9 protein-coding genes are annotated in these 13,690 nt (G+C 76.0%); 3 read left to right on the top strand and 6 right to left on the bottom strand.

Features of this window, described 5'->3' with window-relative positions; all coding sequences use genetic code 11:
* Nucleotides 1–127: 127 nt before the first annotated feature.
* The 5 genes from ACIRRH_RS01735 to lanL all read right to left on the bottom strand — a co-directional run bounded on the left by ACIRRH_RS01735 (nucleotide 128) and on the right by lanL (nucleotide 9,458).
* Nucleotides 128–2,071, bottom strand: coding sequence for an ATP-binding cassette domain-containing protein (locus ACIRRH_RS01735; protein WP_403060213.1), 1,944 nt, complete (start codon nucleotides 2,069–2,071; stop codon nucleotides 128–130).
* A 317-nt stretch (nucleotides 2,072–2,388) separates the two neighbouring features.
* On the bottom strand, nucleotides 2,389–4,047 hold the full coding sequence (locus tag ACIRRH_RS01740) for an ATP-binding cassette domain-containing protein (RefSeq protein WP_403060216.1): 1,659 nt from the start codon (nucleotides 4,045–4,047) through the stop codon (nucleotides 2,389–2,391).
* A 182-nt stretch (nucleotides 4,048–4,229) separates the two neighbouring features.
* Nucleotides 4,230–4,373: a VenA family class IV lanthipeptide gene (locus tag ACIRRH_RS01745; protein ID WP_350630852.1), complete on the bottom strand. Its 144-nt coding sequence runs from the start codon at nucleotides 4,371–4,373 to the stop codon at nucleotides 4,230–4,232.
* 166 nt (nucleotides 4,374–4,539) lie between these two features.
* Nucleotides 4,540–6,531, bottom strand: a complete 1,992-nt coding sequence (locus tag ACIRRH_RS01750; RefSeq protein WP_403060219.1) for an alpha/beta fold hydrolase — start codon at nucleotides 6,529–6,531, stop codon at nucleotides 4,540–4,542.
* Nucleotides 6,528–9,458, bottom strand: a complete 2,931-nt coding sequence (gene lanL, locus ACIRRH_RS01755; protein WP_403060222.1) for a class IV lanthionine synthetase LanL — start codon at nucleotides 9,456–9,458, stop codon at nucleotides 6,528–6,530. Before lanL ends, ACIRRH_RS01750 begins: the two co-directional genes overlap by 4 nt.
* Nucleotides 9,459–10,125: 667 nt before the next feature.
* Between lanL and ACIRRH_RS01760 the strand changes: the two genes are divergently transcribed.
* The 3 genes from ACIRRH_RS01760 to ACIRRH_RS01770 are packed head-to-tail and all read left to right on the top strand — an operon-like array spanning nucleotide 10,126 to nucleotide 12,864.
* Nucleotides 10,126–10,962 carry a Nif3-like dinuclear metal center hexameric protein gene (locus ACIRRH_RS01760; RefSeq protein ID WP_403060225.1) on the top strand — a complete coding sequence of 279 codons (837 nt, stop codon included), beginning with the start codon at nucleotides 10,126–10,128 and terminating at the stop codon, nucleotides 10,960–10,962.
* A 23-nt stretch (nucleotides 10,963–10,985) separates the two neighbouring features.
* Entirely contained in the window at nucleotides 10,986–11,729 is a 744-nt protein-coding gene (locus ACIRRH_RS01765) for a zinc ribbon domain-containing protein (RefSeq protein ID WP_403060228.1), read from the top strand.
* Nucleotides 11,730–11,733: 4 nt separating this feature from the next.
* Entirely contained in the window at nucleotides 11,734–12,864 is a 1,131-nt protein-coding gene (locus tag ACIRRH_RS01770) for a bifunctional RNase H/acid phosphatase (protein WP_403060230.1), read from the top strand.
* Nucleotides 12,865–12,885: 21 nt separating this feature from the next.
* Here ACIRRH_RS01770 and yaaA read toward each other — a convergent pair whose 3' ends face one another.
* Nucleotides 12,886–13,671 carry a peroxide stress protein YaaA gene (gene yaaA / locus ACIRRH_RS01775; RefSeq protein ID WP_403060232.1) on the bottom strand — a complete coding sequence of 262 codons (786 nt, stop codon included), beginning with the start codon at nucleotides 13,669–13,671 and terminating at the stop codon, nucleotides 12,886–12,888.
* Nucleotides 13,672–13,690: the final 19 nt, after the last annotated feature.

Consider the following 13,690-nt stretch of genomic DNA (forward strand, 5'->3'; position numbering starts at 1 on the left):
CGCCCGGCCGGCGCCGGTGGCGCACGGTCGGGTCCCCGATCAGGCGCTCGGTACGCGCCCGTAGCCGGTGATCGCGGCCCGTGCCCCGGCCACCATAACGGCCGGGACGGACGAGATCCTATCGAGATCACGACGCGAGTCCCGTGCTGGTCCGGGGCCTGGAACCGAGCCAGTGGCCGACCAGCTCGCGGTAGAGCGGGGACAGTACCTGGAGATCGCCGTGCCGGGCCAGCAGCCCGCGCCCGCCGTCCAGCAGCAGCACCCGGTCCGCCCGCAACGCGGAACTGATGCGGTGCGCAACGACCACCAGGGTCCCCGGGCGGGCCGCGAAGGCTCGCTCGACCCGCTCCTCCGCGGGGGCGTCCAGACGGCAGGTCGCCTCGTCCAGCACCACGACCGGGGCTGGGGACAGGTAGGTCCGCACCAAGGCCAACAACTGGCGCTCACCTGCGGAGAGTTCACTCGGATCGCCTAGTGCGGCGTCCAGGCCGCCCAAGCGGGCCACCAGCCGCTCCGCGCCCAGCAGGGCCACGGCGTGGGCGAGGCGGGCGTCGGGGGCGTCGGGGGCGTGCCCGGGGGGCCAGGTGAGGTTCTCGCGGACCGTGCCCGGGAACACGTACGCCTCCTGCGGCACCAGCGCCACCAGCCGGGCCCGCCCGGGCGGCGCACCGCCGACCGTCACCCGCCCCTCCGTCGGCACCAGTACCCCCGCGAGCAACCCCGCCAGCGTCGACTTCCCCGCCCCGCTGGGCCCCACGATCGCCACGTGCTCCCCGGCCCCGAAATCGGCATCGACCCCGTCCAACACCGGCACGGCACCGCCACCGTGCCCGTACCGAACCCCCACCAGCCGTATCCCGGGGGCGGGGCGGGCGTGATCCGCTCCGCGTCCGGGCATCAGCGGCTCCGGCATCCGAGGGCCGGGTGCCTGGTCCGGCCCGCCCGCGCCGCCGACTGCTCGGTGTCGACCAGTGGGAGCGTGAATCACATGGCCTGCGCCCCCGGCCGCCGCTCTGTGCCCGGACGCGCACGTACCACCCGGCGACGGCCCCGGAGTCCAAGCCTCGGGCGCCTGTGCCGGCCCGCCCGCGCCGCCGACTGCTCGGTGTCGGCCGGCCGTGGGCTCTGCGTCCGCGGTTCGGCCGGATGTGCCGCTGCTGTCCGGGCTGTTGGTACCAGTCCACGTGGCGGGTCGGGCGTGCCCGGTGGTCGCGGCCAGACGGTCGAGGATGACGGCCAGGTTGAGCAGCCAGCCGCCGACGGTACCGGCCAGAGTCCTGACAGCCGGGTCCAACTGCTGGACGAGGTAGGTGGCGACGCCGAGCAGTTCGCCCGGCGTCAGGGCGCGGTGGGCGAGCAGCCAGGGCGCCGCCGCGACGACGGCCAGGACCGGCAGGCGCCCGCCGAGCGCCACCACCAGTGCGCGCAGGGCCGAGGCACGGCCCAGGGCGCGGGAGGCGGCGGCGCTCGCCTGGGCGGCCTCGGTCAGCGCGCGGGCGACCTCCTCCCCGGTGCCGCCGGCCTGGACGTCGCGCAACCCGTGCAGCGCCCGCCCGGCCTCGGCGGCCAGCCGCTCCTCGGCCAGCACCACCGCCCGCCTACGGGTCACCATCGGGCGCAGCAGCCGCGCGAACAGCAGCCCGGCGGCCAGCAGCGGCAGCACGACCAGCGGCAGCACGGCAGGTGCGAGCAGCGCCAGCCCGATGAGGGCGGCGACCAGCGTGACCCCCACCCCGCGCAGCGTGCGGAGCAGGGTCGCGGTCAACTGCCGTGCGGACTCCACCTGCTCGGTGAGCCTGGCGACCTCGGCCGGATCGGCCGACGGCCGGGCGAGCGCACTGTGGACCACCCGCTCGACCAGGGCGTCCCGCAGGGGCTCCACCACCCCTGCCAGGTACGGGAACCCGGCCCGCGTCGCGTACGCCCGGACGGCCATGGCCGCGCCGAACCCGCCCAGCCAGGCCACCCCGACCCCGGGCCGCCCGATCAGGAAGCCCTGGTCGACGGAGGCCGAGACGAACAGCCCGGACACCAACGGCGGTAACGCCTCCACCCCGGACCACAGGAGCATCCGCACCAACGGCCGCCGCGTGACCGCCAACTGCCGCAACAGCAACTCCCACCCGGGCGAGACGCCGAACGCGAGAAGTCGGCCGGGCCGACTTCCCGTGCGGGCGTGGAAGGGAGGCCTCGGCGCGGAGTCGTGTGCGCGGTGGTGCCGGTGTGGGGCTGGTGGCGTGAGAAGTCGATTCCGCCGACTTTTCGCGCGGCCGGTCGGGGTGAGGGGGTTGCGTGGTGGTGTGGACTGCACGGTGGCTTGTCTCTCGGCTGTGGGCGGGTTCGGGCGATGCGTGAGAAGTCGGCCGGGCCGACTTCCCGTGTGGGCCGTCACCCGGCGGCCGTCGCCTGGAGGGCCGTGTCCGCGAGGGTGGCGCGGTAGTCGGGGTGGGCGAGCAGGGTGTTGTGCGGGGCGAGGGCGCGCAGGAGGCCGGCGTCCAGCCAGGCGACCAGGTCGGCGCGGGCGGCGATGGTGGCGCGGTGGGCGATCACCAGGCGGGTGCGGCCGTGGGTGGCGTGGTCGAGGGCCTCGGTGACCTGGTACTCGGTGGCGAGGTCCAGGCCCGAGGTGGCGTCGTCCAGGACGACCACCCGGGTGGGCCGGGCCAGCAGCCGGGCGAGTCCGAGGCGCTGCAACTCGCCGCCGGAAAGGCGGAGTTCGTCCAGCGGGGTGTCCCAGCCGTGTGGCAGCCGGCGCAGGAAGCCGTCCGCGCGGGCCGCCGCCGCCTCGGCCGGGCCGGCGCCCGCCAGCGCCTCGCGGACCGTACGGCCGACCAGTTCGGGCCGGGCGAAGGCGTAGCCGACCGCGTGCCGCAGCTCGGACGGTGCCAGAGCGGCCACCGGGACGCCGTCGATCAGCACGGTGCCCTCGTCGGGATCGCGCAGCCGCCCCGGCAGTGCGGTCAGCAGGGACTTTCCGGAGCCGGAGCGGCCGACCAGCGCGACCGTACGGCCGCCGGGGACGGTGAGGTCGAGCGGGCCGAGCAGCACCCGGTCGCCGTCGCGCACCACCACGCCCCGGAACGAGACCTCCCCCGGCCCGCCCGGCGGAAGCCCGGCCGTGCCGCAGGGCGCGGCGGGGAGCGCCAGCAACTCGTCCACCCGGGCCTGCCCGGCGCGCGCGTGGGCGACTCCGACCAGCGCCTCGACCTGCTCGAACAGCCCCGCGCCCAGTGCCGCCCAGCCGGCCGCCGCGGCGAGCGCACCGGGGGCGAGGGCGCCGTCCGCGAGCAGCGTGCCGGCGGTGGTGAGCACCGTGACCTCGACCAGGGCGATCAGCAGGGTCGCCTGCCAGGCGGTGCGCCGCTGCGCCGCCCACAGCGCGTGCCCGGCCGCCGACAGCTCCGGAAGCGGCGCCAGCACCCGTGCGGCCTCGTGCTGTTCGGCGCCGGCCGCGTGGATGCTGCGCAGCCCGCCGAGGGCGCCGCTCAGCAGCGCGGCCATCGAGGCCTGGACCTCCTGGTAGCGGGCGAACACCGGTCCGGCCTGCCGCAGGAAGAGGCGGATCAGCAGCACCCCGGGCACCACGCCCGCGAAGAAGGCGAGCGCCAGCCACGGCGACAGCACCGCCAGCCCGACGATCGCGCCCACCGAGGTGAGCAGCGCGGTGGCGGCGCCGAGGGCGGCGGGCAGCCGCCCGCCCGCGTCCCCGGCCGAGCCGAGCAGCCGGGCGGCGAGGTCGCCGGGCGGAGGTCCGCCGCGCAGCCGGCCGCCGGGCCCGAGGGCGAGCAGGTGGCGGACCATGCGTCCGCGCAGGGCGGCGGTGGCCTCGGCGGCGCAGGCCGGTCCGGCCGCCGCGGCGGTGGCGTTGGCGGCGGCGGCCGCGCCCAGGAGGAGGGCGAGCAGCAGGAAGGCGCCGGGACCGGAGCGCCGGCCGAGGGCGGCGTCGACGGCCCCGGCGAGCACGCCGGGCAGGGCGAGGGTGGTGGCGGCCTCGACCGGCAGGGCGATGCCCAGCGCGAGGGGCCGGCCGGTGGCGCGGCGGGGCAACTGGAAGCTCCCGTCGGATAGTCCCGATAGTTCCGATAGTTCCAAGGGTTCCAAGAGTCCGGGCGGCCCGGGACGGTGCCCGGGAAGGCCGGTGCCGTCCCTGCCTGTCCGGACAGGCAGGGACGGCACCCGGTGGCTACCGCCTGGTCAGCCGACGCCCGAGCGCACGGCTCGGGGCCTGGTCAGCTGACGGTGAAGAGCAGGCAGGTCAGGATGAGGCAGGTGTACTGACAGCCGTTGCCGTGGCCGGTCAGCTCGACCGACTCGGTCTCCGGCAGGTCCTGGAGCGCCGCGAGGTCGGTCTCGAAGTCCACCATGTTCTCCATGATTGTTTCCTCCCCTTGAGGTACCCGTTGAGGTATCCGCCCGCCGCGATCTGCGTGCGGGCGTCAGGTGTCGCACCCCGGGCGGCCTCCATCCACCGCGCCGGGGCTGATGCCCCGGGCCTCAGCGGGCCCGGGAGTCTGTGAACTGTGAAGTGCGGGCGGCGGATCAGCCCGGACGGCCGGTCCGCAGGAACGCGGCCAGCAGTTCGTGCAGCACGGCGGCGCCCTCGTCGGCGAGCACCTCGTGCCCGGAGCCGGCCGCCTCGACGTACCGGAAGTCCTCGCCCTCGACCCGGCCGATCCGCAGCAGCTCGTGCCGCAGTGACCGGGACTGGCTCACCGGTACGACCTCGTCCCGGTTTCCGTGCACGACCAGCAGTGGCGCGCTCAACCGGTGCGCCAGTTGCAGCACGTCGCGCGGTCCGCGGGCGTCGGCGATCGGTTCGCCGCCGCCCAGGCGAGTGGTCAACGCCCTTACGGGGGGCGCCGCTTCGGCGAGGAGCCGGGCGCCGGACAGGAACGGTGCGACCACCGCGCAGCGGGCGACCTGCTCGGCCGGCGCGTGTGCGGCCGCCAGCAGCGCCAGGAACGCGCCGTAGCTGACCCCGAAGAGGGCCGGCGGTTCCAGGCCGAGGGCGGCACGCTGGCCCGCGATGCCGTCCAGCAGGTACAGGACGTCGTCAAGGTCGGGCCCGCCCCAGGCGCCCCGGATGGCCAGTGCGTGCGCCACGCCGTAGCCGGTGGAGCCGCGCTGGTTCGGCGCGACGACGGCGAGGCCCTCGGCGGCCATCCGCTGCAGCGCCGGGTCGAACTCCAGCCGCCAGGCGTCGGCCGGGCCGCCGTGCAGCGCCAGCACCAGGTGCGGGCTGCTCAGCCAGGCGTCCCCGCCGTACACAACGGCCTCCAACGGGCCTGCCGGGCCGGCGAGTTCAAGGCTCTGCGCGGGATGCCAGCGGCCACCGTCCCCGGGCGGGGTGCTGCCGTCCAGCCGCCAGCCGGGCGGCGCGGTCTTCACCGGGCGCACCCCGCCGGGCTGCCAGGGCAGTACGGTGTCCCGCCACGGGCCGGGCAGCCCCGAGGCCAGCGGCGCGAGTTGCAGCGGCAGTGGCATCGGGCCGGAGGCGGCCGGGAGGGGGCCGTGCGCCAGCAGTGCGTCCACGTCCAGGGTGGCCAGCGCCGCGGGGTGGTCGGGCGAGGAGTACGGCAGCCGCAGCCCCGACTCGCTCCAGTGCCCGACCGCGCCGAGCCGCCCGGGCGGCACCGGCAGCGGGTCCAGCCGCCCGGCCGAGGGCCGCCACAGCGCGAGCGCCGAACCCGCGCCGTGGTCGATCTGCACCGCGACCCGGGGGCCGTCGGCCGCCACCCGCAGTGCGACCGGTCGCAGGAACATGCCCGCGACGTGCAGGCACTCCGGGAACCGCAGCGGCTCGCCGGTGCCGAGGACGCCCCAGCCGAGCCGGTCGGTGCCGGGCGCGTCGCTGCGCACCATCGCGAACCGGCTGTCCGGGTCGAACAGCACCAGGCGGTCGTTGCTGTGCGGGCCGATCTCCAGCAGTGGGGTGGTGCGGCCGTTGCGCAGGTCGAGCACCACGCTGCGGACCAGGCCCGCGTTCACCCGGTCCAGCGCGAGCAGCGTGCCCGTGCGGTCCAGCCAGGTGCCGCCACCGTGCAACCCCGGGATCTCGGCGACCTGTTCGGGCTCGCTGCCGTCCGTGCGCACCAGCCAGACGGTGGTCGCCGGGCGGGTGTCACTGCCGAGTGCGACCGCCACCGGCGTCCGCGGGCCGGCCCCGGCCTGCGCCGGGAGCGGCAGCACCCGCAGTCCGGCCATCCGCAGTGAACCCGACTGCTCCTCCAGGGTGCCGTTCCCGCCGGACGAGAGGAGGACGAGGTCGTGCCGATCGCCGTCGTGCCGGCAGGTCAGCACCGATCCGTCGGGCAGCGCGACCAGCTGTGAGCGCAGGCTCTCCGAGCGGTTGCCGGGCAGCGGCAGTGCGGTCGGCGTGGCCGGCTCGCCGTCCTGCGGCAGTCGCCAACTCTCCACGTACCAGCCGCTGTCGGCGGAGGAGGCGAGGCAGGCGGCGTGGCTGCCGTCGGCGGCGAAGGTGAAGCTCAGACGGCGCAGGGCCTGGGTCATGGTCCGGGTGGCCACGTTCATGCTCCGCTCACCCCGATGATGCCGGACCGGCCTGCGCTGCCGGACGGGCCCGCGGCGTCGGACGGGCCTGTGGTGTCGGACGGGAGCCGGCGTACGGTCGGTGGCGCCGGGTCCAGCCAGAGCCGGGGCCCGCCGTGGCGCAGCCGCAGCAGGAAGGCCAGCGGGCCTGCCGTGCCGGTGCCGTAGCCGGCGGCGCAGCCGGTGCCGGTCTCGTCCGGGAGCACCCGGAGGCCGTCGCGCACGGCCGCTCGGGCAGCGATCAGCTGGGCCAACTCCTCGGCGCCCGCGCGGAATTCGGACTCCCCGGTGGTCTCGGCGAGGTCCAGCAGGTACTCGCCGTCGCCGGCCAGTCCGTGGCAGGCGCTCGCCCCGCCGTGCCAGCGGGCCGCCAGTACGGCGCGTCCGGCGGCGCGGGCGAGGTCGAGCGTGTCGGTGTCGCCGGTGACGCGGGCGAGCCGCAGCAGGAAGCTGCCCGCGCCGGAGGATCCGCTGCACCAGTGGGAGAGCCGAATGTGCTCCGGATCGCCCGCGCTCTGCGGCCACCAGGCGGTGTCGCGCTCGCCGCCCCACCGTGCGGTGGCGGCGAGCGTCCGCCCGGCCTCGGCGGCCCCGGCGAGCAGGGCCCGCTCGCCGGTCGCCCCGGCGGCGGCGAGGAGGAAGGCGCCCACGCCGGCCGCGCCGTGGGCGAAGCCGAGGTGGGTGATACCGGCGAGCGCGGAGTCGAAGTCGGCGGGCACCGGCCAGACCGTCCCGTACGGTTCGCGGCGTGCGGCGGCGAGCAGGGTGCGGGCGCAGCGGGTGGCCCGGTCGAGGAACTCCGGTCCGTCGAACTCGTCGGCTGCGAAGCGGAGTTGGGTGAAGCCGGAGCCGGCCGCGCCATGGCACACGTCGGGGTTGGGCCACTCGACGGGGATCCGGCGGGCGAGCCCGGCGGCGCGGCCGGCCAGCGCGTCGTCTCCCAGGGCGCGGGCGGCGTCCAGCAGGGCCCAGGCCGTCCCGGACCGTCCGAAGTGCAGTCCGGGCAGCACCACCGGTTCGGCGGCGGCGCGCCGCTCGATCCAGTCCGCCGCGGTCCGGGCCGTCGCCGCGGCCTGCGCCCGTACCTGTTCCGGCAGCCCGTCGGCCGCCACCGCCCGGGCCAGTACGGCCAGCACCCCGGCGGCGCCGTGCTGCACATTGCACGGGTCGGTCCGCTCCCCGGCGGGCACCACCGGCCACAGCCGGTCCCGGCGCCCGGGCGTGGCGGTGGCGGTGAGGTGGCGCAGGCCGTCGTGCAGGACGCGGTCGAGGGGCGGGGCGGCGTCCGAGGCCGCTCCCTGGCGGGCGGGGGCATGCCACAGCGGGGTGACGGCGGTGGACCCGGCGCCGCCCGTGTCCGGGTCGCCCTCGCGCAGTGCCGCCCGTGCCAGGGCCGTCCCCCATCGCTGTTGCGGCTCCTCGGCGCGCAGTCCGAGGACCACCGGCGCCAGCCGTCGCGCCGTCGCACCGGTGCGGGCCGCGAGGGCGAGCCAGCGGCCGAGGCGTTCGGCGACCGGGCGGGCCTGCGGGAGGTCCTCCGGCAGCAGCGGGTCGTGGCCGGTGGCCAGCAGGAAGAGCAGCCCGCCGAGGGCGTACAGGTCGACGGCCGGGTCGGCGACGCTGCTGCGGGCGGCGGCGAGTCTGCCGGGCCCGTGCTCGGGGGCGCGGTAGCCGGGGGTGCCGGCCGAGCCCGCGAGGCGTCCGGTCCGGGTGGCGAGTTCGAGGTCGACCAGCCGCAGCGTGCCGTCCGGGCGGACCATGACGTTGCCGGGGGAGAGGTCGCGCAGCACCAGCCCCTGGGCGTGCACCCGCTCGACCAGGTCGAGCAGGCCGTGCGCCACCGGCCCGGCCTCGGCCCAGTCGACGTCGGGGCTTCCGTCGCGCCGCAGGCGGGCGGCCACCCAGCTGCCCAAGGGCTGCCCGGCGATTCGTTCCTGCACCAGGAAGACGGAGTCCTCCTGCTCGATCAGTTCGATGGCGCGCGGCGCCAGTCCCTGCCCCGCCAGCCGGGCGAGCAGCGCGGCCTCGTGCCGCAGCGCGTCGCGGGCATCGGTGCCGGCCCGGTCCACCTCCATGTGCGCCCGGGCCTGCTTGACCACGACCTCGGCGCCGCTCGACGCCTCCCGGCCGAGGAACACTCCGCCCTTCGCGCCGTGCCGGACGGCGGCGGTCACCGCGTACCGCCCGGCCAGCAGCACCCCGCCCCGGCGCCGGCCCGAAGCCCTGCCCGAGTCCGCACCCGCGCCGGCCGAGGGTGCAGGGGCGAACGGGTCCCGCGCCCACCCCGGCGCCCGGTACGAGCCCCCGCGCACGTCCTCGGCCCGCTCCCCGCCCGGCCCGCGCAGCACCGAGCGGTACTCCCCGTCGTTGCCCAGCTCCGCCGGCAGCGCGAACGCGCCGTACCGGTAGTGCACACGGCTCCCGGCCCGGTACGGCCGGTCGGAGAGCACCACCGGCCCCGGCAGCCCGATGGTGGCCCGGTCGAGCTCGGCCGCCAGCCGCTGGAACTGCACGTCGTCGGCCGGGTAGACGGTGATGAACTTGCCCGCCGAACCGCGGTCGCTGTTACGGGAGTTGAGCTCGCTCAGGCGCTCCTGCGCGGCGGCGAACTTGAAGCTGCACGGGTCTTCGGCGAGCACCTGGACCACCGCCGAGAGCACCGCCTCGCCCGCCGCCGAGGCCGCGCTCACATGGAGCTTCCACCCCTGCTCCGGCAGCGGCGAGGACGCGGACGGCCTGGCCGTGCACCAGAAGCCACCGACGGTGACGTCCCAGTCCCCGCCGCCTCCCCGGCCTCCGGCACCGGCCAGTGCCGCCCGCGTCGTCTCCGGCCACGAACCCGCCGCACCCGGGCCGCGCTCCACCGATCCCCTGTCCCCGGCCGTACGCAGCGATGTGCCCGCCCCCATTCGCCACCACATCCCTTCGTCGCGGCCGCCGCCCGGGTGCCCACTGCTCGTGGCACCGGGGCGTGCGGCCCGGCCTGATCGGTTCCCTCTTGTGTGCCACCCCGAGAGGGGTGGGAGCGCGGACCGTGCGGTCCGGCGGGCCCGCGGCCCGCTCCGGCGGAGTGCCCCTCCTCGGTGTCCCCGGTAGGGGCTACTGCCGGGGCAACTCCCGTTCGCAGGACTGAAGTTAGTTTCGAGAAAACCGGCAGCTCAACGCAGAGCCGGTCACTTCACTCTTAAGGGTGATCCAGCGGCGGTTTCGAATTCGTACGAGCGCACTGATGTGAGCAGTGGGAACCCGGCGCACCGGTGTGTACGGTCCGCGCGGGGCGGTTCGAGCGCCCCCCACCGCGGGTTGACTCCCGTCCGGCCGCAGGTTGACGCGCATCCGTACGCCCTCGGCACCCCCGTCCGAACAGCCGGAGCGGTCCGGCGACGAGCAGGCGGCAAGCGATTCGAACGTCGTCCCCACGCCGCCCACCCCGTGCCCGGTCGGCATCCACCCCGTGCCCCGGCCGGCACTCACCCCGCTGCCCACCCCGCCGCCCGTCCCACGCCCGGCCCACGCCTGGCCCGGACCCGAACGGCCGAGGCCCGACCGCCCCCGCGCGCACGGTAGTCTCGACAGGTGCCGAAACTGTCCGACGTCATCACCGCGCTCGAAGAGGTCTACCCGCCGCAGTGGGCGGAGTCCTGGGACGCCGTCGGCCTGGTCTGCGGAGACCCTCAGGCCGAGGTCAACCGCGTGCTGTTCGCCGTCGACCCCGTCCAGGCGGTCGTCGACGAGGCCGTGGAGTGGGGCGCCGACCTCGTCGTCACCCACCACCCCCTCTACCTGCGCGGCACCACCAGCGTCGCCGCCACCACCTTCAAGGGCCGGGTGGTGCACACGCTGATCACCAACGGCATCGCCCTGCACGTCGCCCACACCAACGCCGACCACGCCGACCCCGGCGTCTCGGACGCGCTCGCCGAGGCGGTGGGCCTGCGGGTGACCGGCCCGCTGGTGCCGGACCCGACCGACCCGCTGGGCCGCCGCGGCACCGGCCGGATCGGTCTGCTGGAACCCCCGCTGGCCCTCTCCGCCTTCGCCGCCCAGGTCGCCCGGGGCCTGCCCGCCACCGCCGCCGGCGTCCGCGTCTGCGGCGACCCGGACCGGCTGGTCAGCCGGGTCGCGGTGTGCGGCGGCTCGGGCGACAGCCTCTTCGCCGACGTCCGGTCGGCCGGCGTGGACGCCTACCTGACCGCCGACCTGCGTCACCACCCGGCCTCCGAGGCCGCCGAGGCGGCGCCCGTCGCGCTGCTCGACGCCGCCCACTGGGCCACCGAGTGGCCCTGGCTCACCCTGGCCGAGCGGGCCCTGCTGGCCGCCGCCGACAAGCGCGGCTGGGCCGTGGAGACCAAGGTCTCCCACCGGGTCACCGACCCGTGGACCGCACACGCCCCCATGTCCTTCACCGCCTGACCCGATTCACAGGAGCTCTCCGCTTGAACGCCGCGCCCGCCGACCAGATCCGCCTGCTCGACCTCCAGGCCATCGACTCGAAGCTCGACCAGCTGGCCCACCGGCGCCGGAGCCTGCCCGAGCACGCCGAGATCGAGAAGGCCACCGCAGACCACACCGCGCTCAAGGACCTCGTCGTCGCCGCCGAGGCCCAGAAGGGCGACACCGCCCGCGAGCTGACCAAGGCCGAGCAGGACGTCGAGCAGGTCCGTGCCCGTGCCGCCCGCAACCAGCAGCGCCTGGACTCCGGCGCGATCACCTCGCCGAAGGACCTGGAGAACCTCCAGCACGAGATCGGCTCGCTCGCCAAGCGCCAGGGCGACCTGGAGGAGGTCGTGCTGGAGATCATGGAGCGCCAGGAGAGCGCCAACACCCGGGTCGAGGAGCTGTCCGCCCGCCTGGAGCACTCCACCGTCGTCCTCACCGAGGCCGAGGGCCGCCGCGACGCCTCCTTCGCCGAGATCGACGAGGAGGCCGGGAAGGTCAAGCGCGACCGCGAGACCGTCGCCGCCGTCATCCCGGCCGACCTGCTGAAGCTCTACACCAAGCTGCGCGACACCCAGGGCGGCGTCGGTGCGGCCCGCCTCTACCAGCGCCGCTGCGAGGGCTGCCGCACCGAGTTCTCGATCACCGAGCTGAACGCCATCAAGGCCGAGCCGGCCGACAAGGTGGTCCGCTGCGAGAACTGCTCGCGGATCCTGGTCCGCACCTCCGACTCGGGCGTCTGAGCCGGTGACGGCGCGCTTCATCGTCGAGGCTGACGGCGGGTCCCGGGGCAACCCGGGGCCGGCCGGCTACGGCACGGTGGTCCGCGACGGGGACACCGGGCAGATCGTCGCCGAGGCCGCCGAGTTCATCGGCCACGCCACCAACAACGTGGCCGAGTACAAGGGCCTGATCGCCGGGCTCAGGGCGGCCCGCGAGCTGGACCCGGACGCCTCGGTGGACGTCCGGATGGACTCCAAGCTGGTCGTCGAGCAGATGTCCGGGCGCTGGAAGATCAAGCACCCCGACATGCAGCCGCTCGCCGCCGAGGCGCGCACCCTCTTCCCTCGCGGCCGGGTCACGTACACCTGGATCCCGCGCGAGCGGAACAAGGACGCCGACCGGCTGGCCAACGAGGCGATGGACGCCGGCAAGGCCGGGCGCCAGTGGGAGCCCAGGGCTTCCCGGGCCGTGGCGGAACCCCCGCTGGAGACCGCCGCCCCCAAGGCCGGCTGGGCCGCCCCGGCCGACCTCGGCACCCCGACCACGTTCGTCCTGCTGCGCCACGGCGAGACCCCGCTCACCCCGGAGAAGCGCTTCTCCGGCAGCGGCGGCAGCGACCCGGAGCTCTCCGACAAGGGCCGCTGGCAGGCCGAGCGGGCCGCCGAGGCGTTGGCCGCGCGCGGCAGCGTCCAGGCGGTCGTCTCCTCCCCGATGCGCCGCACCCGGCAGACCGCCGAGACCGTCGCCGCCCGGCTCGGCCTGGAGGTCCGGTACGAGGACGGGCTGCGCGAGGTCGACTTCGGCGACTGGGAGGGCCTGACCTTCGCCGAAGTGCGGGAGCGGTACCCGGACGACCTGACCGCCTGGCTCGGCTCCGCCAAGGCCAGGCCGACCGGCAGCGACGAGAGCTTCGCCACGCTCACCCACCGGGCCGGCGTCGCCCGGGACAAGATCCTCGCCCGGTACGCGGGAAAGACCGTGCTGGTGGTCTCGCACGTCAGCCCGATCAAGACCCTGGTCCGGCTGGCGCTCGGCGCCCCGCCGGACTCGATGTACCGGATGGAGCTGTCCGCCGCCTCGATCTGCGCCGTCCAGTACTACGCGGACGGCAACGCCTCGCTGCGGCTGCTCAACGACACCTCGCACCTGCGGTAGGGACGTCCGTCACCGGGGTGCTCAGTGCACCTCGGTGACCACCACGTCCAGCTGCCACGGCTTGCGCGCCGTGCCCTCCGCCGCCGGCTCGACCCGGTGGCCCAGCTCCAGCAGCGCGTCCATCAGCTCGCCCGGCGTCTTCGGTTCGGCGCCGGCGAGCAGCAGGTCCCGGACGATCCGCCCCTTGGTCGCCTTGTTGAAGTGGCTGACCACGCTGCGCTTGCCGTTGCGCTCCTGGAGCACCCGGACGGTCGCGGTACGGGAGGCCACCTCGCCGGCCGGCTTCCAGGCCGCCGCGTAGGCGGAGCTGCGCAGGTCCAGCACCAGCCCGTCCGCGACCTCGGGGAGCACGGGGGCCATCGCGCTCCGCCAGTACGCCCCGAGCGCCCCCAGCTCCGGGAGCTTCACGCCCATCGAGCAGCGGTAGGACGGAATCCGGTCGGAGATCCGCACGGCACCCCAGAGGCCGGAGAAGACCAGCAGCGAGCGCTCGGCCCGGTCGTACGCGGCGGCGTCCAGGGTGGCCAGGCCGAGGTTGTCGAACAGCACCCCGGTGTACACCTCGCCCGCCGGGCGGGCACCGGCCGTCGGCAGTCCGGCGTTCTTGGCGATCTCGCCGCGCAGGCCCGGGGAGAGGCCGAGCACCTCGGCGGCGGTGTCCTCGTCGCCCCGGCAAAGCCCGACCAGCGCCTCCAGCACCGCGCCGCGCGCCGCCGTCAGCCCGGGCAGCGACAGCCGCTCCAGCGCCACCGGCCCGCCGTCCCCGGACGCGGCCTTGCCCTCCGAGGGCGGCAACAGCACCAGCACAGCGGACTCCTTCAACACT

Source organism: Kitasatospora sp. NPDC101235, assembly GCF_044767505.1.
Classification (GTDB): Bacteria; Actinomycetota; Actinomycetes; order Streptomycetales; family Streptomycetaceae; genus Kitasatospora.